Genomic DNA, 24,391 nt, shown 5'->3' on the forward strand with positions numbered 1-24,391 from the left:
GAAGGACTTTGACCAGCAATGGCCGACGAGAACACCCCGAACACGCCCAATGAACTGACCCCCGACGAGGTCGCCGAAGGCGCCGCACTCCGCGTCGAGCCGGTCGGCCTCGAGACGGAGATGCAGCGCTCGTACCTCGATTACGCGATGAGCGTGATCGTCAGCCGTGCGCTGCCCGACGTCCGGGACGGCCTCAAGCCGGTGCACCGCCGGGTGCTGTACGCGATGTACGACGGCGGGTACCGGCCCGAGAAGGGCTTCTACAAGTGCGCCCGCGTCGTCGGCGACGTCATGGGCACCTACCATCCGCACGGCGACTCGTCGATCTACGACGCCCTGGTGCGGCTTGCTCAGCCGTGGTCCATGCGGATGCCGCTGGTCGACTCCAACGGCAACTTCGGCTCCCCGGGCAATGACCCCGCGGCGGCCATGCGGTACACCGAGTGCAAGATGGACCCGCTGGCCATGGAGATGCTCCGGGACATCGACGAGGAGACCGTCGATTTCCAGGACAACTACGACGGCCGTAACCAGGAGCCGACGGTCCTCCCGGCTCGTATCCCGAACCTGCTGGTCAACGGCTCGGCGGGGATCGCGGTCGGCATGGCCACCAATATCCCGCCGCACAATCTGCGCGAGGTCGCCGAGGGCGCCCAGTGGTTCCTGGCCAATCCGCAGGCGACCCAGGAGGAGCTGCTCGAGGCCCTGATCGACCGGATCAAGGGCCCGGACTTCCCGACCGGCGCGCTGGTCGTCGGCCGTAAGGGCATCGAGGAGGCGTACCGCACCGGGCGCGGCTCGATCACGATGCGCGCGGTCGTGGAGGTCGAGGAGATCCAGGGCCGGCAGTGCCTGGTGGTCACCGAGCTGCCGTACCAGGTGAACCCGGACAACCTCGCGCAGAAGATCGCCGACCTGGTGAAGGACGGCAAGGTCGGAGGCATCGCCGACGTCCGCGACGAGACCTCCTCGCGCACCGGCCAGCGCCTGGTCATCGTGCTCAAGCGGGACGCGGTCGCCAAGGTCGTCCTCAACAACCTCTACAAGCACACCGATCTGCAGACCAACTTCGGCGCCAACATGCTGGCGCTGGTCGACGGTGTGCCGCGCACCCTCTCGCTGGACGCGTTCATCCGCAACTGGGTGACTCACCAGATCGAGGTCATCGTCCGCCGGACCCGCTTCCGGCTGCGCAAGGCCGAGGAGCGGGCGCACATCCTGCGCGGTCTGCTCAAGGCCCTGGACGCGATCGACGAGGTCATCGCGCTGATCCGGCGCAGCGACACGGTGGACACCGCGCGCGGGGGCCTGATGGGCCTGCTGGAGATCGACGAGATCCAGGCGAACGCGATCCTGGAGATGCAGCTGCGGCGGCTGGCCGCCCTGGAGCGTCAGAAGATCATCCAGGAGCATGACGAGCTGCAGTCCAAGATCGACGAGTACAACGCGATCCTGGCCTCGCCCGAGCGGCAGCGGCAGATCATCAGCGAGGAGCTGACCGCGATCGTCGAGAAGTTCGGCGACGACCGGCGCACCAAGCTGGTGCCCTTCGACGGTGACATGTCCATCGAGGACCTGATCGCCGAGGAGGACATCGTCGTCACGATCACGCGTGGCGGCTATGTGAAGCGCACCAAGACCGAGGACTACCGCTCCCAGAAGCGCGGCGGCAAGGGCGTGCGCGGGACGAAGCTGAAGCAGGACGACATCGTCTCCCACTTCTTCGTCTCGACCACTCACCACTGGCTGCTGTTCTTCACCAACAAGGGCCGGGTCTACCGGGCGAAGGCGTACGAGCTGCCGGACGCCGGCCGGGAGGCGCGCGGCCAGCATGTCGCGAATCTGCTGGCGTTCCAGCCCGATGAGAAGATCGCGCGGATCCTGGCCATCCGGGACTACGAGGCGGTGCCGTATCTGGTGCTCGCCACCAAGTCCGGCCTGGTGAAGAAGACCCCGCTGAAGGACTACGACTCGCCCCGCTCGGGCGGCGTGATCGCGATCAACCTCCGGGAGATGGAGGACGGCCGCGAGGACGAGCTGATCGGTGCCGAGCTGGTGTCCTCCGCGGACGATCTGCTGCTGATCAGCAGGAAGGCCCAGTCGATCCGGTTCACCGCGACGGACGAGTCGCTGCGGCCGATGGGGCGCGCGACCTCCGGTGTGAAGGGCATGAGCTTCCGCGAGCACGATGAACTCCTCTCGATGAATGTCGTCCGGCCCGCTACGTTCGTGTTCACCGCCACCGACGGCGGGTACGCGAAGCGGACCAACGTCGACGAGTACCGCGTCCAGGGGCGCGGCGGCCTCGGGATCAAGGCAGCGAAGATCGTCGAGGACCGTGGTTCCCTGGTCGGGGCGCTGGTGGTCGAGGAGACCGATGAGATCCTCGCCATCACGCTCAGCGGTGGCGTGATCCGTACCCGGGTCAATGAGGTCAGGGAGACGGGCCGTGACACCATGGGCGTCCAACTGATCAACCTGGGCAAGCGCGATGCCGTCGTCGGCATCGCCCGGAACGCCGAGGCCGGTCGTGAGGCTGAAGAGGTCGAGGAAGATTCCGCGACCGGGAGCGCGCCAGCCGAGGAGGCCGCGTCCGAGGCGGTCGAGGGCACACCGCCCCCGGCCGACGAGACCGAGGAGTAAGTCGTGAGTGGAGCCACGGGTGCCGCGGGCGGCGGTGCGGACGCCGGAGGGCGTCCGGGGTCGGGAGCCCCGACTTCGGCGGGCGGCACCACCGCTGGGGAAAGCGCCCGTGGCCCGGCCGGGGACTCCGCCCCCGCGTCGGTGACGGAGACCCGGAAGCTGCGGCCGCAGCGCGATCCGCATCCGAAGCCCCAGTACTCCAGCCCGCTCCCCAACGAGCGTCCGGCCCCTGCCCAGCCCGCGCAGCCGTACCACCCGCCGCAGGCCTACGCCCCGCCGCCCGGCGGCGGGGCCGGGCAGGTCGGCTCCGCGGTGCCCGGGCAGCCGGGCCAGGCCGCCCAGTCGGGGCACCAGCAGGCCGCCACGGCCGTCCGCCGCCCCCGTACGCCCGCGGGGGCCCGTCAGGCGCCGCGGACCCGTAAGGCGCGGCTGCGGGTCGCCAGGGTCGATCCGTGGTCGGTCATGAAGGTCAGTTTCCTGCTCGCGATCGCGCTGGGGATCTGCACCGTGATCGCGGTGGCGGTGCTGTGGATGGTCATGGACGCCATGGGCGTCTTCAGCGCGGTCGGCGGCACCATCAGCGATGCGACGGAGTCGCAGGAGGGCAGCGGGTTCGACCTGGAGTCCTTCCTGTCACTTCCGCGTGTCCTCGGGTTCACCGGGATCATCGCCGTGATCAACGTGGTGTTGGCCACCGCGTTGGCCACGCTCGGGGCCTTCATCTACAACCTGTCGGCGGGCTTCGTGGGTGGCGTCGAGCTGACCTTGGCCGAGGACGAGTAGCGGCCCGTCGTTACCGATTTTGGGACGGGGCAGGTCGTGCGCTAATCTTTCGGTGCAGCGCGGGGCTATAGCTCAGACGGTTAGAGCGCTTCCCTGATAAGGAAGAGGCCACAGGTTCAAGTCCTGTTAGCCCCACCGTCGCGATCAGCCTGGATGGAGATTTTCTTCATCCGGGCTGATGTCGTATGGGGGGCCGGGAGTTGATCCCCGGTTCCTGCCCGGTTTCTCATCGGCCAATGCCGGTCATAGGTCACCGATCGGTATCGGTCGGTGTGTATCATCGGGCGCCAGAGGTCCCCTACGTCAAGAAAGAGACGAGGTAGCGCGGTGAAGAAGCTGCTCCTGGTCGCACTGGCCGCCATCGGCGGGCTCCTCGTGTACCGCCAGATCCAGGCGGATCGCGCCGAGCAGGATCTGTGGACGGAGGCGACCGACTCCGTGCCCGCAGGTTCGGGTGTGTGAGCTCCTAGCTCCTAAGACAGTCCCAGTACGGGGCCCCGACCGCTGGAGCGGTCGGGGCCCCGTCGGCTTTACTGGCGCCGTGCGGGGAAGGGGCGGGGGCGCCGGGGGATGGGATGACGGGGGGCCTGCGTGTTTCACTCTCGCAAACGAATAGCTTGCACAGGCAAAGTTGAACGGGCCGACCGGCCGGTACGACGAGGAGTGACGCGCGATGAAGGACCGCCGCAAGGTCAGGGCCGGTCTCGCCGCGGTGGCGGCACTGTGCGCGGTGGCCGCGGCACCGGGGACGTCCCTCGCCGACGGCGCCGCCGGGGCCCGGGCGTACGAGACCCGCGGCACCCGGATATCCGGCGCCGACGCTGACTCGGGCGCCCCATCCCTGGCGGTCGGCCGCACCTATGTCGACAGCGTCGGGCCGGGCGAGAAGCGGTACTACGGCGTGACGCTCGACACGAAGTCGGCCGCCTATGTCTCGGCCGTCGCGGCGCCCCGGCCGGGTGCGGACGTGACCTCGTACCGCGATGGTGTGAAGGTGACGCTGGAGAGCCCTGAGGGGGGCGTCTGCGGCACCGCCGCCCCGAAGATCGAAACCAATGGCGTCGCCTATCCCCTCGCCGACTACGCCTCCCGACAGATCGACTCCGGCCCGGCCTCCTGCCATCAGGCGGGGCGCTATGTGGTGACGGTGGAGCGCCAGGACGGGTCACCGGACCCGGAGCGCTGGCCTGTGGAGCTCCGGGTGATGGTGGAGCCACCGGTGAAGGGCGGGGCCACGGGAGCGGCTCCGGAGGGGAGTTGGAGCACACCGGCACCCAAGCCGCCGGACGGCACTCCCTGGCCGCGGCGCGGCGGACGCGGGTTCACCGACGCGCCGACCCTGGGAAGCGGGGTGTGGAAGGACGAGATCATGCCGGGGGAGACGCATTTCTACCGGGTGCCCGTCGACTGGGGGCAGCGCCTCACCGCCGCCGCCGAACTGTCCGCCGACGGCAAGGACCAGAGCACCCGTCTGCTCGACCGCGCCCTGGCGATGCACGCGTACAACCCGGCGCGCGGGCTCGCCAAGCGGGGCATCCCCGCCGTGCAGGACGGCGAATCGCCCCGCACCCAGGTGGCCACCGCGCCGGTGGCCTACGGAAACAGGTATGCCAACACCGGCTCCACGGTCCGCGCGATGAGCTTCAGCGGTGGGTACTTCCTGGCGGTCACCCTCAACCCGCCGCAGGTGGCACCGCATCTGAACGGCCCGGTGCCGGTCGTCCTGCGGGTACGGGTCGCGGGCTCTGCGCGTGGCGGGCCCAGCTACGACAAGGATCCGGTCGAGGCGGGGTTCGGCCTCACGGCGGCCGACCGGAAGGTGGCCAAGCGCCATCCGGACGCCGCGGACGACGACCGGATGGCGAGTCCTGGCTCCGGAGCCGCCGACTCGAAGAAGACCACGCTGCGGGTGGTGGGGTACGCGGGGATCGGCACGGGGACGGCCCTGGTGCTCGGGCTCGGCGTGTGGACGCTCGCCGCCCGGCGCCGGGCGGCGGCGCAGCGGTACGGGCCGCCGCCTGGGTGGTAGTTGGGGGCGCTGCCTTCGCTGGGTGGTGCGTCAGGGGAGAGCCGCCGGGGGTGTGACGCCGGTGGCGGTGACGTCGGCGGGGGCGCCGTCGCGGCGCATGGGCGATGTCAGCTCGCGGTCTGTCCGTGCTCAGCTCGCGGGCCCGCCCGTGCTCAGCCCGCTGCCACCAGCGCCCATGCGCCGACGGCGAAGCACACCGCCGCGACGATCAGGATCGAGAGCGCCGCTTTCCGGGACGGCCCGGGGCGTCGCCGCGTTGTCGAGGGAACCCGCGGCCGCTCGGCGGTGTATGGACGAGTAGAAGGGAAGTCACGCGGGGGCGGCGTTGGTGTCGGGGTCGGAGTCGGAGTCGGCGTGGGTGTCGGCGTTGGCGTCGGTGTCGGCGAGGGAGCCGCGGTCGGAGCGGAAGCGGGGGTGGGCGTATGCGGGTGTGCGTGGTGCACCGGCTGTACGGGGTGTGGGGGCTGCTGTGCGTGGTGCGGATGGTGCACGGGCGGCTGTGCCGGTGGCAGCGGGGCCGCCGTCGAGGGGGTCGGCGGGGTCAGTGGGTGGGGCATCGACCGCGGCATCGACGGCCGCTGGACCGGCGGGGGCGGAGTCGCGGGCCGGGCGGTCGGCGGCGGGGGTGTTGGAGTCGGAGGGCCCGCGGGCTGGGGCGGTGGGGTCCGGCTCAGGGGCGTCTGGGCGTGCGGGGGCTCGGCGTGCGGGACGCCGGAGGACGGAGCCCCGGGAGCCCCGGTGTGCGGGGCCTGGCCGGGCGGGGGCTCGGTGTGCGGTGTCCCTGGCTGGTCGGTCCGGGGGAGCGGCGGCGGGAGGGTGAAGCTGCCGGTGTCGGACATGGACGGCTGTGGGGCGGCCGGCTGGGGTGCGGACGCCTCGGCGGTGGGGCCCGCGTCGGCGGTGGGCTGGGGCCGGGAGGGCGCCGCGCCGTTCGCGCCGTTCTCTCGGGGTGGGTCCGTCTTCGCGTGGCGGCGGCGCGGCCGGGTCGGTCCGTTGTGGTCGAACCCGGCGGGCAGCGGCCCGAGATGGTCGAAGACCTCGATGGCGTCGTCGTCCAGGTCGGCCTCGGGCAGCAGGTCGACGGCCGTCGCCAGCGCCTTCCGCGCTCCCGTGGCGGTGCGGAAGCGGTCCTCGGGGTCCGGCTGCAGCAGACCCGCGATCACCTGCCACAGCGGTTCCGGCACCCCCGTGGGCGCGTTCGGCACTCCCTGCTCGAAGAGTTTGACGAGCGCCTCCGCGTCCGGCTTGTGCGCGTTGAGCAGATAGAGCGTCACCAGCCCCACGGCGAAGAGGTCCGCCGGGAAGTCCGGGTCGTCGCCCATCATCTGCTCGGGCGCGAAGTAACCCGGCGTGCCCATCACGTAGTTGGCCTCGGTGAGGCGCGGCTCGCCCTTGGTCAGCGCGATGCCGAAGTCGCCCAGCCGGACATGCGGCCGCCCGGTCCCGGTGGATTCCAGCAGGATGTTCGCGGGTTTGATGTCCCGGTGCACCACGCCCTCGGCGTGGACCGCGGCCAGTCCGGAGAGCAGCTGGTCGAGCAGGGTGCACACATAGCGGGGCGGCAGCGGGCCGTAGTCCCCGATGAGATGGGCGAACGAGCCGCCGCCCACCAGATCCATGGTGAACAGCACCTTGTCGTCGTCGGCCGCCCAGCTCGCCGGCGCCAGCACATGGGGGTGATCGATCCGCAGGGCCTGTTCCCGGACGAAGCGCAGCAGCGTATGGGCGTCACGCTGCTGAAGCACCTTCGCTGCCACGTACCGTCTGCGGCGGTGGTCCCAGACGCGCCATACGGCGCCCACGCCCCCACGCCCGATCGGGTCCACCAGCTCGTACCGGCCCGCGAAGATCTCACCCATCGCGCCGTGCCCGCCCCGTCATCGACTCGTCAGCAGTTCAGCCCGTCAGCTCTGGTGCGCCTCGTAGTGGGCGACCGCATCGGCGGTCCGCCCGGCGCCGTACACACGGAGAAACTCTGCCAGCTCGGGGTGGGTCGGGGCGAGGGAGTCGGCGGCATCGATGATGTCCCCCGCGGCCGCCACGGACCGCAGCAGCGACTGGATCTCGCGCACCACTCGCCGAACGGTCGGGGCGCCCGTGCTCGTCGCCGTGGACTGGGTGGAGTTGAGGACCGAGCCCCCCGCGGACTTCTTGATCTCCTCCATGCGCTCGGCGGCCTCGGCGGCGCTGACCCTGCCGTCCGCCGCCTGGCTGGACAGCTCCTGCAGCGCCTGCACCCGCTGGACTACGGCGGGGTTGCCGATCTTGGCGCGCTGGCCGCTCATGAGCTGCGAGAGCATGGGCGCGGACAGCCCGAGCACAGCGGCGAGACGGGCTTGGTTCAGACCGAGATCATCGATGAGACGGCGAAAGAGCGCCCCCAGCGGTTCCCCGTACCAGCTGCGCTGAAGCTCCCGTGCGCGCGCGGTGGCATCCTGCTGTGTTGCGTCCATCTCGCTCTCCCCTTCGCTTCGCTGCCGCGAATCTTGCGTGGCATCCTACGGAGAGCGCTACGCACGAGCGATACCCGGTCGGGAATGGTGGCAGGTAGCAGGTATCCTGATCGGCGACGGGGCCTTAGCTCAGTTGGTAGAGCGCCGTCTTTGCATGGCGGATGTCAGGAGTTCGACTCTCCTAGGCTCCACCTTCGTCACCAGCCAGGACATCGTGATCGATGCCCTGGCTGGTTTGTTTCGCCCTTGATATCGGTGTTGCCACTCCTGTCATTGCCCGGCGCAACACCCGCGGGATGCTCCAGGGTGTTTTCCACAACTCGGGCAGATCGCCCGGGAGTCGTCTGATCGGCGCGGGCCGCCGTACAGGGGGACACGATGGGTGAGCTGCATCCGCTGGGCGAGAACCTGCCCGAGGAGTGCCGGGCCTTCGCTGTGGAGCTGAGGAAGCTGTTCCTGGGGCTGGGGATCTCGGTGCGCAGATACGCCGTGCGCAGACACCGGGATCCGAGCACCATCTCGCGGTTTCTGAGCGGCACCCGCATCCCGCCGTGGGAGTTCGTCTTCGATCTGTTCACCGATCTCGCGGCGCGGCGGGGCGTCGCTCCCACCCCCGCCGCCATCCAACTGGTGCGGGAGCTGCACCGGGCCGCGGTCCGCACCAGCCGCTCCCCCGGGCATGCCATGGAGATCCTGCAGATCCAGCTGGCCGACGCCGACCGGGACGCGCGGGTGTCCATGGCGCACCAGGACGTGCTGGGCGAGGCGCTGCTGGACCGCAAGCACCGCATCGCCGATCTCGAGGTGCGGCTGAACCAGGCCGAGGCGGCATGGGCGACGGAGCGCGCCCGGGCGGACGCGCTGGAGCGGGAGCTCCCGGACCGGAAGGAGCTGATCAAGGAGCGGGATCTGCTCCGCCAGGAGGTGGGGCGGCTCACCGAGGAGCTGGAAGACGTGCGGCTGCGGGGCCGGCTGGCGGAGGAGCGCTGCCTGGTCCTGGAGCGCCAGCTGGCCATGGTGGAGTCCCAGCCCCCGGCCGCGGTGCCGCAGCCGGAGGACGAGCCCGCGGTCCCGGAGGGACCGGCGGCGCCCAAGCGGGGCACCGGGCCGCGGCCGAAGATCCTCGTGGTGGACGACCAGCAGAACAATCTGCTGGCCATGGAGGCCGTGCTGGCCACGCTCGACCAGGAGCTGGTGACCGCGACCTCCGGTCAGGAGGCCCTCAAGGCGCTGCTCGACCATGACGACTTCGCGGTGATCCTGCTGGATGTGCAGATGCCCGAGATGGACGGCTATGAGACGGCGGCCCACATCAAGCGGCGTTCCCGTAACCGCGACATCCCGATCATCTTCCTCACGGCGATGGGCGCCGATCCCGAGAACGCCTCGCGGGGCTATGCGGCCGGTGCGGTGGACTACATGGCCAAGCCGTTCGACCCCTGGGCGCTGCGGGCCAAGGTCTCGGTCTTCACCGAGATCTTCCTGGAGCGCCGGCAGCGCCGTTCCCAGGGGGAGGACCCGGCGGGCTGAGCCGGAGTCCCACGGCCCGGTGCGGGCTGGGTCGTGCCGGGCCGACGACCGGAGCGGGCCGGGCTGATCCGGGGCCGGAGACGGGACGAGGGGCGGGAGATCACCCGATCTCCCGCCCCTCGCGGAGGGCCGCGCCGGACGCCGTGTGCGGCGTCGTTCAGCGCTCGTCGTCCCTGCGGGTCTCGGCCTCGGCCTGCTTGGCCTGCACTTCGGGGTCGAGGGCGCTCTGGTCGCTGCCGTCCACCGCCGAAAGCCGCTCGCGGTCGCCCACCTCGGTCGCCGCCGGGGGCTCGACCAGCCAGTCGGGGTTGGCCTGCTTGTCCCACCACTTCCACGCGGCGAAGACGCCCGCGCCGACCAGTCCGATGAAGGCCGCACGCTTGGCGACACGGGCGGCCCGGGCCCGGCGGCGGTGCTTCCTGGCCAGCTTCTCGATCTCCGCGGCCGTCACATGGGTGCGCAGCGCCGCGATGGCCGCGGCCGTACGGACGGCGGCCTCCTCGCGCGCCGGTCCGGCGGCGGCGCGCACCCCGGCCATCGCCTGCTCCATCCGCGGACCGGTGTAGTCGGCGGCGTGGCGGGCTGCCTTACGGGTGCGCTTGGCGGCCCGGGTGGCGGCCTGGTCCACCTTCGGCGGCAGGGTGCCGCGGGCCTGGTTGAGCCTGGGCTCGATATGGGCGTGGTACTGGGCACCGGCCGTGCACCGGGCCTGGTGCGCAGCGGTCGACACCTTCGGCGCCAGCCGTACGCGGGCCTCGTGCGCGTAGCGCGATGCGGTGTCCTTGGCCGTGCCGGCGTAGGGCGCCACCGCCTCCGCGGCGTGCAGGACGCTGCCCTTGGCTGTGCCGGTCGCGGCTCGCACGCTGTCAATGCGGGTCACGGGATCCTCCTCCTCGGTGGCGTGGTCAAGCTCCCGGGTTCAGAGTCGTGCGTTTTCGTCGCGCGCTCTATTTGCCCAGTTTCGTGTTTCCATCCCAAGAAAGATCATGCCTGTTTGTGGAGATCATGCCCGTTCGCAGCCCGGCCAGCATGTGTGACCGGGCATCTGGGTCATAGGGAGGATTCTCGTTGAAACCACGCGGATCGGCGCGCCCGGCGCCGCCTCCGCGGCTACTCGTCGGCCTTGCGTCCGTGCGAGGATCAGGAGACGGAAGTGAAAACGATGGAAGGTTGATCGTGGCCGAGCAGCTTTACGCCACCCTGAAGACGAACAATGGCGACATCGTGGTCCGGCTGCTGCCGAACCACGCCCCCAAGACGGTCAAGAACTTTGTCGAACTGGCCGAAGGCACTCGCGAGTGGACGCACCCGGCCACTGGCAAGAAGGCCAAGGAGAAGCTCTACGACGGCACCGTTTTCCACCGGGTGATCAGCGGCTTCATGATCCAGGGCGGGGACCCGCTGGGTAACGGGACCGGTGGTCCCGGCTATGAGTTCGGTGACGAGTTCCACCCGGACCTGGCCTTCAACAAGCCGTACCTGCTGGCCATGGCCAACGCCGGCCCGGGCACCAACGGCTCGCAGTTCTTCGTCACGGTCTCCCCGACCGCATGGCTGACCGGTAAGCACACCATCTTCGGCGAGGTCGCCGACGAGGCCAGCAAGAAGGTCATCGACGCGATCGCGGGCACCGCGACCAACCCGCGCACCGACCGTCCGCTCCAGGACGTCGTCATCGAGTCGGTCGTCGTGGAGACCCGCGAGGGCTGAGCCCGTACGGGGAACTTTCATGCCCCGCTTGTCCGTGTGAACAAGTGTCCGTGTGAACAAGCGGGGCGGGGGAACGCCCGATCAGAAGTGGACAAGGGGCGAGGGGACATCATGGAGGACCAGGCGGTCTGTTGCTATCGGCACCCCCAGCGGGAGACCGGCATCAGCTGCACCCGCTGTGAGCGCCCGATCTGCCCCGAGTGCATGATCAGCGCCTCTGTGGGGTTCCACTGCCCTGAGTGCGTCAGCGGACGGGTGCCCGCCGGGGCCGGGGCCTCGGCCGCCGGTCCCCCGCCGCGTGCCGCCCAGCCGCGCACCATGGCCGGCGGCACGATCACCTCGGACCCCCGGCTGATCACCAAGATCCTGGTCGCCATCAACATCGCGGTATGGCTCGCGGCGCTGTCCGCGGGCGACCGGCTGGTGAACGATCTCGACCTGGTCGGGCGGGCCTACGACCCCGGCGCGACGCAGATCGTCGGAGTCGCCGAGGGCCAGTGGTGGCGGCTGGTCACCTCGATCTTCCTCCACCAGCAGCTCATCCACATCGCCTTCAACATGCTCTCGCTGTGGTGGATCGGCGGGCCGCTGGAGGCCGCGCTCGGCCGCGTCCGCTTCATCGTGCTCTACATACTGTCGGGGCTGGGCGGCAGTGCGCTGTCCTATCTCCTCGCCGCGCAGAATCAGCCGTCGCTGGGCGCCTCCGGCGCGATCTTCGGCCTGCTCGGCGCCACCGCCGTGCTGATGCGCCGGCTGAACTACGACATGCGGCCGGTCATCGCGCTGCTGGCGCTAAATCTGCTCTTCACCTTCACCTGGTCCGGAATCGCCTGGCAGGCCCATGTCGGCGGCCTGGTCGCGGGCACGGTGGTGGCGTACGGAATGGTGCACGCGCCCCGCGAGAAGCGGGCGCTGGTGCAGCGCGGGACCTGCGCCCTGGTGCTGCTCGCGATCATCGCGATGGTGTGGATCCGGACGATCCAGCTCACCGGCTGAGCGGCGCGGTCGGCCGGCGCTCGGCAGGCCGCCGCGGATGTCCTCCCGTAGCGCCGTGGACGGTTCCCGGCGATCTCCGGCGCGTTGGACCGAGCCGGGCCCGGTCAGTTGTCCACAGCAAGTGGTGGATCATACGCAACCTGTGGAGAACCTGCGTACGACCCCCGACTGACCTGCGTTTTCGCAGGAAGGCGGGGGTGTGAACGATCGAACAGACGCCGGTCGCCAGTCACACCGGCGTCAACACGGCGGAGGTTATCCACAGATCTTCTGAGTTTTCCCCGGCTGTGGATAACTCTGTGGACAACCCGGGGGCCGGCGTGGGGACAGCCGGGTCACTTCCACTGGGTGGAGACGACGAACCCCGCGGCGATGAAGCCGAAGCCGACCACGATGTTCCAGTTGCCGAGCGACTCGACCGGCATATCGCCCGTGGTCACGTAGAAGATGACGATCCACGCGAGGCCGATCAGGAACATGGCCAGCATCAGTGGTGCCACCCACCGGCGGCCGCTGTTCAAGTTGATGCTGGCTGCCTGCTTCGCCGGCGGCGGCGTGAAGTCGTCCTTCTTGCGGATCCGTGACTTCGGCACGAGGAACTCTCCTGTCGATGCGCTGCGTGACCGCGCGGGGATGTGTACGGACGGCGCCGGGGCGGGACAGCGACGGGGACCACGTCCCTCCCCCACACGTCCGTTAGCGTAGTCCTTCCGCGGCGTCGTAAGGAGTAAGGGTACGTTGAGCAATTCCGCTGACTCCCCCACCCCGGCGTCCCGCCGCCCCCGGTTCCGGCCCGTGCGACTGTTGACCGGCGCGGTCTTCGCGCTGGCCGGAGTCATCTTCTGGACCAGTTTCAACACGGCTCAGGGCACCAACATCCGCAGCGATGAATCGATGCTGCGGCTCTCCGATCTCATCCAGGAACGCAGCCGTAAGAACGGCACCCTGGACGACAGCACCGGCAAAATACGCTCCGAGGTCGACGCCCTCGCCCGGCGGGACAACGGCAGCACCCAGGCCGAGCGCCGCAAGCTGGCCGAGCTGGAGAAGACCGCCGGCACCAGGAAACTCTCCGGAGCCGGCCTTACGGTCACCCTCACCGACGCCCCGCCGAACGCCACCCCGCAGATCCCCGGCGTCCCGGATCCCCAGCCCAACGATCTCGTCATCCACCAGCAGGACCTGCAGGCCGTGGTCAACGCGCTGTGGCAGGGCGGCGCCAAGGGGATCAAGGTCATGGATCAGCGGCTGATCTCCACCAGCGCGGTGCGCTGCGTCGGCAACACCCTGATCCTGCAGGGCCAGGTCTACTCACCGCCCTACAAGGTCACCGCTGTGGGTGACCGGGGCAAGCTGAGCACCGCCCTCACCGCCTCGCCCGCGATCCAGAACTACCGCAGCTATGTCGACGCGTACGGCCTCGGCTGGAAAGTCGACCAGCACGACACGGTGACTCTTCCCGGCTACTCCGGCACAGTGGAGCTGCACCAGGCACAGCCCATCGGATAGCACCGGCGGACACCGGTACGCGGCACGGGCCGGCGGCACGGGGTCAGCGGGGCGGACAGTGGGGGCCGATGAGAACGCGGCTGATCGTCAGGACGCTCAGTGAGATCTGCGTCACCGTCGGAGCCCTGATCATCCTTTTGGTGGTCTACGTCCTGTACTGGACCTCGGTGCGGGCCGACCGCGCCATGGACGGCGAGATCGATCACCTCCAGGACCGATGGGCCACCGGCACGGTCACCGCCGGCGCCGAGCCCTCGTCCGAGCCCCGCCGCTACGAGTCCGGCGACTCCTTCGCGATCATGTACATCCCGCGCTTCGGCGCCGGCTGGGCCAAGCCCGTCCTCGAGGGCACCGCGACCGGCACCCTGAAGAAGGGGCTCGGCCACTACTCCCGCACCGCCCGCCTCGGCTCCCTCGGCAACTTCGCCGTCGCCGGGCACCGCCGCACCTACGGCGACCCCTTCAAGGACTTCCCCGCGCTGCGTCCCGGTGACGCGGTGGTAGTGACCGACGGCACCACCTGGTTCACCTATCGCGTCGACCGGCGGCCCTACCGCACCCTGCCGACCGACACCGGGGTGATCGATCCGGTGCCGCGCGCGTCCGGTTTCCGGCGCCCCGGGCGCTATCTCACGCTGACGACCTGTGAGCCGGAGTGGGGCCACAGCCACCGCCTGATCACCTGGGCGCACCTCGACGCGACCCAATCGGTTGCCCAAGGCAAGCCCAAGGCTTTGTACAGCTGACCCTCCGGCCCCACCCCTCGCCCCTTACTCTGGTGCTGCACTCCGGTGCTGCAATCGACTTCGTCATCGGTGAGTAGGGATGGCATGTACGGCTGGATCTGGCGGCATCTGCCGGGTAACGCATGGATGCGGGCGCTGATTTCGCTCGTGCTGGTGCTGGCGATCGTCTTCGTGCTCTTCCAGTACGTCTTCCCCTGGGCGGAGCCCCTGCTGCCGTTCAATGACGTGACGGTCGACGAGGGAATGGCGGGTCCGCGATGAGCGCGCGCATCCTGGTCGTCGACAACTACGACAGCTTCGTCTTCAACCTCGTCCAGTACCTCTACCAGCTCGGCGCCGAGTGCGAGGTGGTGCGCAACGACGAGGTCTCCCTCGCCCACGCCCAGGACGGCTTCGACGGAGTCCTGCTGTCCCCCGGGCCCGGCACCCCGGAGGAGGCTGGGGTCTGCGTCGACATGGTGCGGCACTGCGCGAGCACCGGCGTACCGGTGTTCGGCGTCTGCCTGGGGATGCAGTCCATGGCCGTCGCCTACGGCGGCGTCGTCGGGCGGGCCCCGGAGCTGCTGCACGGCAAGACCTCGCTGGTGACCCATGAGGGCGCCGGCGTCTTCAGCGGACTGCCCACGCCCTTCACCGCCACCCGCTACCACTCGCTGGCCGTGGAACGGGGGACGGTGCCCCCGGAGTTGGAGATCACGGCCTGGACGGAGACCGGCATCGCCATGGGGCTGCGCCACCGTGAACTGCGGGTCGAGGGCGTCCAGTTCCACCCCGAGTCGGTCCTCACCGAATGGGGCCATCTGATGCTCGCCAACTGGCTGGTGGAGTGCGGGGACACGGATGCCGTGGGGCGGTCCGCGGGGCTCGCCCCGGTGGTCGGGGCGGTCGGCGGTAAGGCCGGCGAGTGACCGGACCGCGCCCTGAGCGCGAGGACGCCGGTCACAGCGCCCGGGAGCCCGCCCCGTACGCGCCGTACGGGTCTCATGAGCAGCATGACGCCCAGGGCGCGCATGGGGGCCGCGACGCCCATGGCGCGCATGCGGGTCCGGACACGTTCGCGGCGGCCGCGGAGGGTCTTCGGGACCCTCTGGCCGACCCGCTGCCGGACTCCGCCCCGGCCGGGCCCACTGGGCGGGCCATGGGCACCGCGTCGCTCTCCGTGCCGCCGCCCACCGGCCGTCGACGGCGCGCCGGCCCGGCCCCCGCCGGGCCGGAGGAGGCCGCTGAGGCGGCCGGGCCGCCCACGGGGCGCCGACGCGCCCGCGCGGCCCCCTCGGCCCCCTCAGGGTCCGCACACGCCGCTCAGACGCCCGTACGGGCCCCGGGGACGCCCTCACGTTCCTCCGAGCCGTCCGCACGCGTCCCGGAGGCCGCGGAGACGGCCGTCCTGCCCCCGGTGACACCCCGGGGCGACGACGAGACGGTCGCTCTGCGCGCTGTGGAGGCGGCGCCCGCCGACCAGACCATGGCGCTGCGCAAGGTCGAACCGGACCGGGACAGCGGTGCCGAGCCCCCGCCCGGCGGCCGGGCCGCCCGCCGTAAGGCCGCCCAGGGGGCCGGGAAGCGCGCCGGACGGCATGGCTCCCGCGCCCGGCGCGGCACGGCCGAGGCGGGCGCCACAGGGCCCACGGAGGGCGCGGGGAGCGCCGGGGACGCCCCGCCCCGCACCCGTATGGAGGCCAAGCGCGCCGCGCGGGCCCGTAAGGACAGCCCCGGGGCGGTGGCGAGCCGGGTGGTCGGCGAGCTGTTCATCACGCTCGGCGTGGTGATGCTGCTCTTCGTCACCTATCAGCTGTGGTGGACGAACATCCGTGCCCATCAGCAGGCCAACGGCGCCGCGAACAACCTGCAGAAGAAGTGGGACGAGAACGGCGGCGACGACCGGAACCCGGGCACCTTCTCCCCCGGGCAGGGGTTCGCGATCATCTATATCCCCAAGCTGGATGTGAAGGCCCCGATCGCGGAGGGCATCGACAAGCACAAGGTCCTCGACCGCGGCATGGTCGGCCACTACGGCAAGAGCCCGCTGAAGACCGCCATGCCGTGGGACAAGAAGGGCAACTTCGCGCTCGCCGGGCACCGCAACACCCATGGCGAGCCGTTCCGCTACATCAACCGCCTCAAGCCCGGTGACGAGATCGTCGTCGAGACGCAGAGCCGGTACTACACCTATGCGATGAGCAGCATCCTGCCGCAGACGTCGCCGTCCAACACCGGCGTCATCAAGCCGGTGCCGCCCGGCTCCGGCTTCACCGAGCCGGGCCGGTACATCACGCTGACCACCTGCACCCCCGAATTCACCAGCACCTACCGGATGATCCTCTGGGGCAAGATGGTCGAGGAGCGGCCGCGTAGCAAGGGAAAGCCGGACGCTCTGGTCGAATGAGCGGGTACAGCCGGGAAACCAGAAAAAGGGGTACGACGCGGTGGCACGGACCGACCACGACGAGCGGCAGGACCGGCACCCCGGCCCGCCCGCAACGCCCAGCCGTCGTCCCGGCCGTGGGTGGGTAGCCGCGGCCATAGCGGTCTTCGGCGAGCTGCTGATCACCGCGGGGCTGATTCTCGCCCTGTTCGTCGTCTACTCGCTGTGGTGGACCAACGTCCTGGCCGACCGTGAGGCGAAGAAGCAGGGCGACCGGGTGCGCAAGCACTGGTCGCAGCAGGGGCCGGGCAGGCTGGACACCAAGAACGGCATCGGCTTCCTGCACGTACCGTCCATGCACAACGGCGAGGTGCTGGTCAAGAAGGGCACCAGCACCGAGACCCTCAACGACGGCGTGGCGGGTTACTACACCCAGCCGGTCAAGTCCGCGATGCCGTGGGACAAAAAGGGCAACTTCAGCCTGGCCGCGCACCGGGACGGTCACGGCGCCAAGTTCCACAACATCGACAAGGTCCACGACGGCGACGCGGTGGTCTTCGAGACCCGCGACACCTGGTACGTCTACAAGGTCTACGCGACGCTGCCGGAGACCTCGAAGTACAACGTGGACGTGCTGAACGCGGTCCCGAAGGAGTCGGGCAGGAAGCGGCCGGGCCGCTACATCACGCTCTCGACCTGCACCCCCGTCTACACCTCCCGCCACCGCTACGTCGTCTGGGGCGAACTGGAGCGCACCGAGAAGGTCGACGCGGACCGCACGCCCCCCAAGGAACTGCGCTGACCCCCTCGGGACGGCCTCCTGCCCCTCGGACGGTCCCTGAGCACGAAGAAGCCCCCGGCACCCTTCTCAGGATGCCGGGGGCTTCCCCGTGTCACTGCCAAGCGTCTAGAAGCCGTTCTGGCCGCCGAAGATGCCTCCGCCGTCCCCGCCTCCGTTGCCGTTCCCTCCGTTGCCCTGCCCGGCGACCGTGATGAGGTTCACGGACTGGCCCTTGGGCACCTGGGTGCCCGCACCGGGCTGGCTGGCCACCACGGTGGCCTCGTCGTCCTGCGGACCGGCGATGTTGCCCACGTTCAGGCCCAGGTCCTGGAGCGCCTTCTTGGCGTCCTTGAGCTTCTGGCCGCCCAGGTTGGGGACCGGCACGTTCTCCGCGGCGGCCTTGGCGACGGTCAGCGTGACCGTCGAACCGGGCAGGACCTCCTGGCCGCCCTTGGGCGTCTGGTCGGTGACCGTACCGGCCTCGGCGTCGCCGTTGTCGACCTCCTGAGTCTGGACCTTGAGGCCCTTCCCCTCGAGGGCGGCCGTGGCGTCCGCGACCTTCTGCGTGGTCACGTCCGGGACGACGACCTTCTGCTGTGCCTCGGCGACGGTCAGGGTGATCGTGGCGCCCTTCGCGACCTTCTTGCCGCCCTTCGGGTCCTGGTCGATCACCTTGCCGGCGGTCTGGTCGGACTGCTGGGTCTTCTGCTCGACCTTGAAGCCCTTGGCCTCGAGCTGGCCCTTGGCCGACGCGTACTGCACGTTCAGGACGTCCGGCACCTCGACCCTCGCCGCGGGCTTGGGGCCCTTGGACATGGTCAGCTCGACCACGCCGTACCGCTTGACCTCGCCGCCGCTCTCGGGGGTCTGCTCGCAGACGGTGTCCTTGTCCGCGTTCTCGCAGAACTTGGAGCCGACGTTCTTGATCTTGAAGTCGCCGTTCTCCCCTTGGCTCTTGGCGTCGGCGATCGTCTTGCCGACGAGATTGGGGACCGGGACCATGTCGTCGTTCTTACCGCCGCCGAACAGCGACTTCCCGATGAAGATCGCGCCGACCAGCACCAGTATCCCCGCGACGATCAGCAGGATCGTCGAGAGGTTGCTTTTCTTGCCGGAGCCCCCGCGCCCCCGGCCGCGGTCCGGCCGCTCGTCGTATCCGAAGCCGCCGTCGTCCTCGCGCATCGGCGGGAGCATCGAGGTCTGCGCCCCGGCACCGGAGTTCTGCGGCCGCAGCATCGCGGTGGGCTGGTCGTCGGAGCCGTAGCCGACCGCGCCCAGCGCGGCGGTGGCGGCCACCGGCTGGCCCTCCAGGGCCGCCTCGATGTCGGCACGCATCTCGTCGGCCGACTGGTAGCGGTAGTCGGGGTCCTTGACCAGCGCCCGCAGGACGATGGCGTCCATCTCCGGGGTGATCTCGGGGTCGTATGTGCTCGGCGGCTGCGGGTCCTCCCGCACATGCTGATACGCGACGGCCACCGGGGAGTCGCCCACGAACGGCGGCCTTACGGTCAGCAGCTCGTAGAGCAGACAGCCGGTGGAGTACAGGTCGCTGCGCGCGTCGACGGTCTCGCCCTTGGCCTGCTCGGGGGAGAGGTACTGGGCGGTGCCGATGACGGCGGCCGTCTGCGTCATGGTCATACCGGCGTCGCCCATGGCGCGGGCGATGCCGAAGTCCATCACCTTGACCTGGCCGTCCCGCGTGAGCATGACGTTGGCCGGCTTGATGTCCCGGTGGACGATGTTGTTGCGGTGCGAGTACTCAAGGGCCTGGAGGATTCCGGTGGTCATCTCCAGCGAGCGCTCGGGGAGCAGCTTTCTGCCCGAGTGGAGAAGCTCACGCAGCGTGGAACCGTCGACGTACTCCATCACGATGTAGGGGATCGAGACACCGTCGACGTAGTCCTCGCCGGTGTCGTAGACCGCGACGATCGCGGGATGGTTGAGCGAGGCGGCCGACTGGGCCTCTCGGCGGAACCGGGCCTGGAAGGACGGGTCACGGGCGAGGTCCGCCCGGAGCGTCTTCACAGCGACAGTACGGCCGAGGCGGGTGTCGTGCGCGAGGTAGACCTCCGCCATGCCACCGCGGCCGAGCACTGAGCCCAGCTCATACCGGCCGCCGAGGCGACGCGGCTCTTCCATAGCTACTCCAGCCCTCTTCCGTGGTTCCCGGCCGCACCTGTGGGGGCCGGCGAAGTGCTGCTCGCGCATACCGTACCCGGCACGTCTTACGGGACCCGGCCTCAGTCGCTATCTGATACCGGACCGGTACGGCGACGTGCGGGATTGGCATCCGGACGTGACGGGGGTCACTTGTCACTCTGGGTTTCCAGTACGGCTTGCATCACGCTCTTGGCGATCGGCGCGGCCAGCTTGCCACCGGCGATGTCGCCACGGAGAGTGTCGGACCCTTCGATGACCACCGCGACCGCGACCGGCGAGCCGTCATCCCCCTTGGCGTAGGAGATGAACCACGCATAGGGGTTCTTGCTGTTGGCGACGCCGTGCTGCGCGGTACCGGTCTTGCCGCCGACCGTGACACCCGGGATCTGGGCGCTGGTGCCGGTGCCCTCCTTGACCACGGTCTCCATCATGCTCTGGAGCTTCTGGGCGTTCTCCGAGCTGAGCGGCTGGCTCATCTGCTCCGGGTCGGTCTGCTCGATGGTGTTGAGGTTGGGCGCGCGCAGCGAGTCGATCATGTACGGCTTCATCAGCTTGCCGTCGTTGGCGACCGCGGCGGCGACCATCGCCATCTGCAGCGGGGTGGCCCGGTTGTCGAACTGGCCGATGGCCGACATCGCGTTGCCCGGCTGGTCCATCTTCTCGGGGTAGACGCTGGCGTTGGTGCGGACCGGCGTCAGGACCTCCTTGTTGAAGCCGAACTTCTCGGCCTCCTCGAGCATCTTGTCCTTGCCGAGGTCGTCACCGAGCTTGCCGAAGACCGTGTTGCAGGAGTAGCGGAGCGCCTGCCGCAGCGAGGCGTTCTTGCAGGGGATGTTCCCCTCGTTGGGCAGGGGCTGGGTGGACAGCGGGAGCTTCCAGGGGTCCGGGGAGTCGGTCGGCCCGTCGATGTCGGCGTACTTGCCGTTCTCCAGCGCGGCCGCCGCGGTGACGACCTTGAAGGTCGAGCCGGGCGGGTAGGTCTGCCGCAGCGCCCGGTTGAGCATCGGGTCGTCCTTGTCGACGTCCGGCTTGAGCGCGTTGTACGCGTCAGAGTCCTTCTTGGAGGCGCCCGCGATCTTCGAGGGGTCGTAGCTCGGGGTGGAGGCGAGGGCGAGGATCTTGCCGGTGCGCGGGTCGAGCGCGGCGACGGCGCCCTTCTTGTCACCGAGGCCCTCGAACGCGGCCTTCTGGGCCTTGCCGTTCAGGGTGGTGATGACGTCGCCGCCCTTCTGCTTCTTGCCGGTGATCATGTCGATCGTCCGGTTGAAGAAGAGGCGGTCGTCGTTGCCCGTAAGGATTTGGTCTTCGAGCTTCTCGATCTGGTTGGCGTCGAAGGCCTGCGAGGCGTACCCCGTGACCGGTGCCCACATGGGACCGTTCTTGTAGGTGCGCTTGTACTTGAAGTCGGTGCCGTTGGTCTCGACGGATCCGGTGATCGGCCGGCCGTCGACGATGATGTTGCCGCGCGGCTGGCCGTAACGGGCGATCAGGACCCTGCGGTTCTTCTCGTGGTTCTTGAGCTCGTCGGCCTGGACGTACTGGATCCAGTTGTCCCGCAGCAGCAGGGCGAAGACGAGGAGTCCGCAGAAGATCGCGATTCGGCGCAGCGGCTTGTTCACGGTCGGACCACCTGGGTCATCTCGGCGTCTGTGGTGGGAGCGGGCGTCGGCGCCGGACGGCGCGCGGTGTCGCTGATCTTGATCAGAATGGCGACGAGTGCCCAGTTGGCGATGACGGACGAACCACCCTGTGCGATGAACGGCATGGTCATACCGGTCAGCGGGATGAGGCCCATCACACCGCCCGCCACGACGAAGACCTGGATGGCGAAGGCCGCGGACAGGCCGATGGCCAGCAGCTTGCCGAACGGGTCGCGGGCCGCGAGGGCGGTGCGCACACCGCGCTCCACGATCAGGCCGTAGAGCAGCAGGATCGCCATGGTGCCCGCGAGCCCGAGCTCCTCGCCGATCGTGGCCAGGATGAAGTCGGAGTTGGCGGCGAAGCCGATGAGGTCGGAGTTGCCCTGGCCGAGGCCGGTGCCGAAGACCCCGCCGGAGCCGAAGGCCATCATCGCCTGGGCGATCTGGTCACTGCCCCCGGTCTTGAACGCCGCGAAGGGGTCGAGCCAGGCGTCCACCCGCTGCTGGACGTGCGGTTCGAAGGTGGCGACGCCGACCGCGCCGACCGCGGACATCAGCAGACCGAAGACGATCCAGCTGGTGCGCTCGGTGGCGACGTACAGCATCACGACGAAGAGGCCGAAGAACAGCAGCGAGGTGCCCAGGTCGGTCTCGAAGACGAGGATGAGGATGCTTATTGCCCAGACCACCAGGATAGGGCCGAGGTCGCGGCCGCGGGGCAGGTACAGCCCCATGAAGCGGCGGCTTGCCAGCGCGAGCGCGTCCCGCTTGACCATCAGGTAGCCGGAGAAGAACACGGCGATGATGATCTTGGCGAACTCGCCGGGCTGGATGGAGAAGCTGCCGAGGGTGATCCAGATGCGCGCGCCGAACCGGGGCGGGAAGAACACCGGCAGGATCAGCAGGATCAGCGCCACCACCATGGAGATGTAGGTGTAGCGCTGAAGAAGGCGGTGATCCTTGAGCAGGATCAGCACGCCGACGAAGAGGGCGACACCCAGCGCCGAGTAGATCAGCTGGTTGGGAGCCGAGGGCGCGAAGACCTGGCCGATGCTCTCCGCCCGCTGGGCCAGTCGCTTGGACTGGTCCAGCCGCCAGATGAGCACCAGGCCCAGCCCGTTGAGGAGCGTGGCGATCGGCAGCAGCAGCGGATCCGCGTACGGCGCGAACTTCCGGACCACCAGATGGCCGACGGCGGCCAGCAGACCGAGTCCGATGCCGTAGCTGAGCATGCCGGAGGGCATCTCGTCGCTGAGCGCCAAGCCCGCGTTGGCGTAGGCGAAGACCGGAATGATCACCGCGAAGACGAGCATGGCCAGCTCGGTGTTCCGCCTGCTCGGCGGCCCGGCCGTACTGATCGTCGTCGTGTTGGTCGTACTACTGCTCATGGGTGGACGGCCCCTTACGGCTTCACTGCTGGGTGCTGCTGCACTGCGGGACCAACTTCTTCTCCTCCTCCGAGAGGGTGGGGCCGGGCTTCGGAGTGGGAGACGTCGTCGGCGTGGGCTTGGTCGTGGCCTTCGCGGTGCGTGCCCCGAGCTGGTTCTCGGTCTTGTCGTCCCCGGACTGGGCGCCGCTCTGGGACGGGTCGGCGCTGTTGGAGGGGCTGCCCCCGGAGCCGCCCTTCTTGTCCTTCTTGCCGCCGGTGAGGTCTTTCTGGCTGTCCTCGGCCTTCTCCTGGGCGTCGGCCTTCTTACAGGCGCCGGCGAGGGTGGCGAGGTCCTTGGTCTTGTCCTGGGCCTGGCCGAGCCCGCTGACCGTGATGGTGTCCTCCACACGGCCGCGCTGGTCGGCCGGGAGGTACTTGAGTTCGATCTCGCGGTGGTCCTCATGGACCTTGTTCAGCTTGATCCAGGCGAGGTCCTGGCTGATGCCCTGGTAGATCGCGACATGGTCGCCGTTGGAGCCCACGTAGTACTGCGTCTGGGTCCAGCGATAGCCGCCGTAGAGCCCGCCGCCGATCACGGCCAGGCCCAGCACGATGAAGAGCGAGCGCTTGGCCCAGGCCTTGGCGCCGCTCTTCTTGGTGAAGTCGCCGTCGGCGTAGTCGTCGTAACTGCCCTGCGGCAGACCGCCCATGGCCGGGTCGCCGCTGCCGGGCGGTCCGAAGCCGCCGTGCGGGTCCCCCTGCTGCGGTACGGACCGGCCGAGCTCTGCCGCGCGGCCGGCGGGGGTGTGCGCGGCGCCGCCGTCCCCGAGGGGGACCTGGTTCTCGGCGACCGCGCCCACGATCACGGGGGTGTCGTTGAGCTGGGCGGCCAGGGTGTCGCCGCCGTCGACGTCGAGGACGTCGGCGACGATGCAGGTGATGTTGTCGGGGCCGCCGCCGCGCAGGGCGAGCTGAATCAGCTCCTGCACGGTCTCGTGGGGGCCCTGGTAGCTGCCGAGGGTCTCCTCGAGCGTCTGGTGGCTCACGACACCGGACAGGCCGTCGGAGCAGATCAGATAGCGGTCCCCGGCCCGGACCTCGCGGATGGACAGATCGGGCTCGACATGGTCGCCGCTGCCCAGCGCGCGCATCAGCAGGGAGCGCTGCGGGTGGGTGCCCGCCTCCTCCTCGGTGATCCGGCCCTCGTCGACCAGGCGCTGCACCCAGGTGTGGTCCTGGGTGATCTGGGTGAGCACACCGTCGCGCAGCAGATACGCGCGCGAGTCGCCGACGTGCACCAGGCCGAGCCGCTGGCCGGTCCACAGCAGGGCGGTGAGCGTGGTGCCCATGCCCTCCAGCTGGGGGTCCTCCTCGACCATGACGCGCAGCTGGTCATTGGCCCGCTGCACGGCGCTGCCGAGGGACGTCAGGATGTCCGAGCCCGGGACGTCGTCGTCGAGCTGGACGAGGGTGGAGATCACCTCGGAGCTGGCGACCTCGCCGGCGGCCTGGCCACCCATGCCGTCGGCGATGGCGAGCAGCCGGGGACCGGCATAGCCGGAGTCCTCGTTGCCCTCCCGGATCATGCCCTTATGCGATCCGGCCGCGAAACGCAGTGACAGACTCATGCGCACCTCGCCTGTCGGCTCCGGGTACAGCCCCTTGCCAACCACGCTG

21 protein-coding genes and 2 tRNA genes are annotated in these 24,391 nt (G+C 69.7%); 15 read left to right on the forward strand and 8 right to left on the reverse strand.

Annotated features, from left to right (window positions below; translation table 11 throughout):
* Positions 1-18 precede the first annotated feature (18 nt).
* From gyrA to CGL27_RS24680, 5 genes are all read left to right on the forward strand, one after another.
* The gene (gene gyrA / locus CGL27_RS24660) at positions 19-2,643 is read left to right on the forward strand and encodes a DNA gyrase subunit A (protein WP_119990062.1); all 2,625 of its coding nucleotides are present in this window, start codon (positions 19-21) and stop codon (positions 2,641-2,643) included.
* A 3-nt stretch (positions 2,644-2,646) separates the two neighbouring features.
* A complete protein-coding gene (locus CGL27_RS24665; protein WP_119990064.1) occupies positions 2,647-3,426 on the forward strand; it encodes a DUF3566 domain-containing protein in 780 nt (259 codons plus the stop codon).
* Positions 3,427-3,487: 61 nt separating this feature from the next.
* Positions 3,488-3,561 (forward strand) — tRNA-Ile (locus CGL27_RS24670).
* Positions 3,562-3,753: 192 nt separating this feature from the next.
* Positions 3,754-3,888 carry a DLW-39 family protein gene (locus tag CGL27_RS52215; protein ID WP_003958712.1) on the forward strand — a complete coding sequence of 45 codons (135 nt, stop codon included), beginning with the start codon at positions 3,754-3,756 and terminating at the stop codon, positions 3,886-3,888.
* Between the two features lie 211 nt (positions 3,889-4,099).
* A complete protein-coding gene (locus CGL27_RS24680) occupies positions 4,100-5,455 on the forward strand; it encodes a hypothetical protein (RefSeq protein ID WP_119990066.1) in 1,356 nt (451 codons plus the stop codon).
* A gap of 152 nt (positions 5,456-5,607) precedes the next feature.
* Here the strand turns inward: CGL27_RS24680 and CGL27_RS24685 are convergent, their stop codons facing one another.
* Complete coding sequence (locus CGL27_RS24685; RefSeq protein WP_119990067.1) at positions 5,608-7,314, reverse strand: serine/threonine-protein kinase; 1,707 nt, start codon at positions 7,312-7,314, stop codon at positions 5,608-5,610.
* 45 nt (positions 7,315-7,359) lie between these two features.
* A complete protein-coding gene (locus tag CGL27_RS24690; RefSeq protein ID WP_078642446.1) occupies positions 7,360-7,908 on the reverse strand; it encodes a DNA-binding protein in 549 nt (182 codons plus the stop codon).
* A 118-nt stretch (positions 7,909-8,026) separates the two neighbouring features.
* On the opposite strand from CGL27_RS24690, the gene CGL27_RS24695 reads away from it, so the two are divergent.
* Together CGL27_RS24695 and CGL27_RS24700 are read left to right on the forward strand one after the other, a co-directional pair.
* A tRNA-Ala gene (locus CGL27_RS24695) sits at positions 8,027-8,099 on the forward strand.
* A 187-nt stretch (positions 8,100-8,286) separates the two neighbouring features.
* Complete coding sequence (locus tag CGL27_RS24700) at positions 8,287-9,438, forward strand: response regulator (protein ID WP_078642447.1); 1,152 nt, start codon at positions 8,287-8,289, stop codon at positions 9,436-9,438.
* Between the two features lie 157 nt (positions 9,439-9,595).
* Here CGL27_RS24700 and CGL27_RS24705 read toward each other — a convergent pair whose 3' ends face one another.
* A complete protein-coding gene (locus CGL27_RS24705; protein ID WP_119990069.1) occupies positions 9,596-10,318 on the reverse strand; it encodes a DUF5324 family protein in 723 nt (240 codons plus the stop codon).
* A 296-nt stretch (positions 10,319-10,614) separates the two neighbouring features.
* Between CGL27_RS24705 and CGL27_RS24710 the strand changes: the two genes are divergently transcribed.
* Both CGL27_RS24710 and CGL27_RS24715 read left to right on the forward strand, forming a co-directional pair.
* Positions 10,615-11,148, forward strand: a complete 534-nt coding sequence (locus tag CGL27_RS24710) for a peptidylprolyl isomerase (RefSeq protein WP_078647530.1) — start codon at positions 10,615-10,617, stop codon at positions 11,146-11,148.
* A gap of 111 nt (positions 11,149-11,259) precedes the next feature.
* Positions 11,260-12,144: a rhomboid family intramembrane serine protease gene (locus CGL27_RS24715; RefSeq protein ID WP_119994530.1), complete on the forward strand. Its 885-nt coding sequence runs from the start codon at positions 11,260-11,262 to the stop codon at positions 12,142-12,144.
* 335 nt (positions 12,145-12,479) lie between these two features.
* Here CGL27_RS24715 and crgA read toward each other — a convergent pair whose 3' ends face one another.
* Entirely contained in the window at positions 12,480-12,737 is a 258-nt protein-coding gene (gene crgA / locus CGL27_RS24720; protein WP_030827826.1) for a cell division protein CrgA, read from the reverse strand.
* 145 nt (positions 12,738-12,882) lie between these two features.
* Between crgA and CGL27_RS24725 the strand changes: the two genes are divergently transcribed.
* The 6 genes from CGL27_RS24725 to CGL27_RS24745 all read left to right on the forward strand — a co-directional run bounded on the left by CGL27_RS24725 (position 12,883) and on the right by CGL27_RS24745 (position 17,566).
* Positions 12,883-13,653 carry a DUF881 domain-containing protein gene (locus CGL27_RS24725; RefSeq protein WP_119990071.1) on the forward strand — a complete coding sequence of 257 codons (771 nt, stop codon included), beginning with the start codon at positions 12,883-12,885 and terminating at the stop codon, positions 13,651-13,653.
* A 68-nt stretch (positions 13,654-13,721) separates the two neighbouring features.
* Positions 13,722-14,399, forward strand: coding sequence for a class E sortase (locus tag CGL27_RS24730; protein ID WP_119990073.1), 678 nt, complete (start codon positions 13,722-13,724; stop codon positions 14,397-14,399).
* An 84-nt stretch (positions 14,400-14,483) separates the two neighbouring features.
* Positions 14,484-14,660 carry a hypothetical protein gene (locus tag CGL27_RS50185; protein ID WP_086710638.1) on the forward strand — a complete coding sequence of 59 codons (177 nt, stop codon included), beginning with the start codon at positions 14,484-14,486 and terminating at the stop codon, positions 14,658-14,660.
* Positions 14,657-15,307 (forward strand): aminodeoxychorismate/anthranilate synthase component II, encoded by a 651-nt coding sequence (locus tag CGL27_RS24735; protein ID WP_078642451.1) that lies wholly within the window; start codon positions 14,657-14,659, stop codon positions 15,305-15,307. Before CGL27_RS50185 ends, CGL27_RS24735 begins: the two co-directional genes overlap by 4 nt.
* Entirely contained in the window at positions 15,304-16,785 is a 1,482-nt protein-coding gene (locus CGL27_RS24740; protein WP_205587746.1) for a class E sortase, read from the forward strand. The genes CGL27_RS24735 and CGL27_RS24740 overlap by 4 nt, the downstream gene beginning before the upstream one ends.
* 40 nt (positions 16,786-16,825) lie before the next feature.
* On the forward strand, positions 16,826-17,566 hold the full coding sequence (locus tag CGL27_RS24745) for a class E sortase (RefSeq protein WP_119990075.1): 741 nt from the start codon (positions 16,826-16,828) through the stop codon (positions 17,564-17,566).
* A 105-nt stretch (positions 17,567-17,671) separates the two neighbouring features.
* Here the strand turns inward: CGL27_RS24745 and pknB are convergent, their stop codons facing one another.
* The 4 genes from pknB to CGL27_RS24765 all read right to left on the reverse strand — a co-directional run bounded on the left by pknB (position 17,672) and on the right by CGL27_RS24765 (position 24,342).
* A complete protein-coding gene (pknB, locus tag CGL27_RS24750) occupies positions 17,672-19,684 on the reverse strand; it encodes a Stk1 family PASTA domain-containing Ser/Thr kinase (RefSeq protein ID WP_119990077.1) in 2,013 nt (670 codons plus the stop codon).
* A 167-nt stretch (positions 19,685-19,851) separates the two neighbouring features.
* Positions 19,852-21,324: a penicillin-binding protein 2 gene (locus CGL27_RS24755; RefSeq protein ID WP_119990079.1), complete on the reverse strand. Its 1,473-nt coding sequence runs from the start codon at positions 21,322-21,324 to the stop codon at positions 19,852-19,854.
* Positions 21,321-22,733: an FtsW/RodA/SpoVE family cell cycle protein gene (locus CGL27_RS24760; protein WP_078642456.1), complete on the reverse strand. Its 1,413-nt coding sequence runs from the start codon at positions 22,731-22,733 to the stop codon at positions 21,321-21,323. The genes CGL27_RS24755 and CGL27_RS24760 overlap by 4 nt, the downstream gene beginning before the upstream one ends.
* Before the next feature lie 22 nt (positions 22,734-22,755).
* Entirely contained in the window at positions 22,756-24,342 is a 1,587-nt protein-coding gene (locus CGL27_RS24765) for a PP2C family serine/threonine-protein phosphatase (RefSeq protein ID WP_078647532.1), read from the reverse strand.
* Between the last annotated feature and the right edge of the window lie 49 nt (positions 24,343-24,391).

Source organism: Streptomyces sp. 11-1-2, assembly GCF_003595545.1.
GTDB classification, from domain to species: domain Bacteria; phylum Actinomycetota; class Actinomycetes; order Streptomycetales; family Streptomycetaceae; genus Streptomyces; species Streptomyces hygroscopicus_B.

Bases quoted from the DNA above. Each gene is read 5' to 3' on its own strand.
- gyrA (WP_119990062.1), top strand. From the start codon at position 19: ATGGCCGACGAGAACACCCCGAACACGCCCAATGAACTGACCCCCGAC.
- CGL27_RS24680 (WP_119990066.1), top strand. From the start codon at position 4,100: ATGAAGGACCGCCGCAAGGTCAGGGCCGGTCTCGCCGCGGTGGCGGCA.
- CGL27_RS24685 (WP_119990067.1), bottom strand. From the start codon at position 7,314: ATGGGTGAGATCTTCGCGGGCCGGTACGAGCTGGTGGACCCGATCGGG.
- CGL27_RS24690 (WP_078642446.1), bottom strand. From the start codon at position 7,908: ATGGACGCAACACAGCAGGATGCCACCGCGCGCGCACGGGAGCTTCAG.
- CGL27_RS24700 (WP_078642447.1), top strand. From the start codon at position 8,287: ATGGGTGAGCTGCATCCGCTGGGCGAGAACCTGCCCGAGGAGTGCCGG.
- CGL27_RS24715 (WP_119994530.1), top strand. From the start codon at position 11,260: ATGGAGGACCAGGCGGTCTGTTGCTATCGGCACCCCCAGCGGGAGACC.
- CGL27_RS24730 (WP_119990073.1), top strand. From the start codon at position 13,722: ATGAGAACGCGGCTGATCGTCAGGACGCTCAGTGAGATCTGCGTCACC.
- CGL27_RS50185 (WP_086710638.1), top strand. From the start codon at position 14,484: ATGTACGGCTGGATCTGGCGGCATCTGCCGGGTAACGCATGGATGCGG.
- CGL27_RS24735 (WP_078642451.1), top strand. From the start codon at position 14,657: ATGAGCGCGCGCATCCTGGTCGTCGACAACTACGACAGCTTCGTCTTC.
- pknB (WP_119990077.1), bottom strand. From the start codon at position 19,684: ATGGAAGAGCCGCGTCGCCTCGGCGGCCGGTATGAGCTGGGCTCAGTG.
- CGL27_RS24760 (WP_078642456.1), bottom strand. From the start codon at position 22,733: ATGAGCAGTAGTACGACCAACACGACGACGATCAGTACGGCCGGGCCG.
- CGL27_RS24765 (WP_078647532.1), bottom strand. From the start codon at position 24,342: ATGAGTCTGTCACTGCGTTTCGCGGCCGGATCGCATAAGGGCATGATC.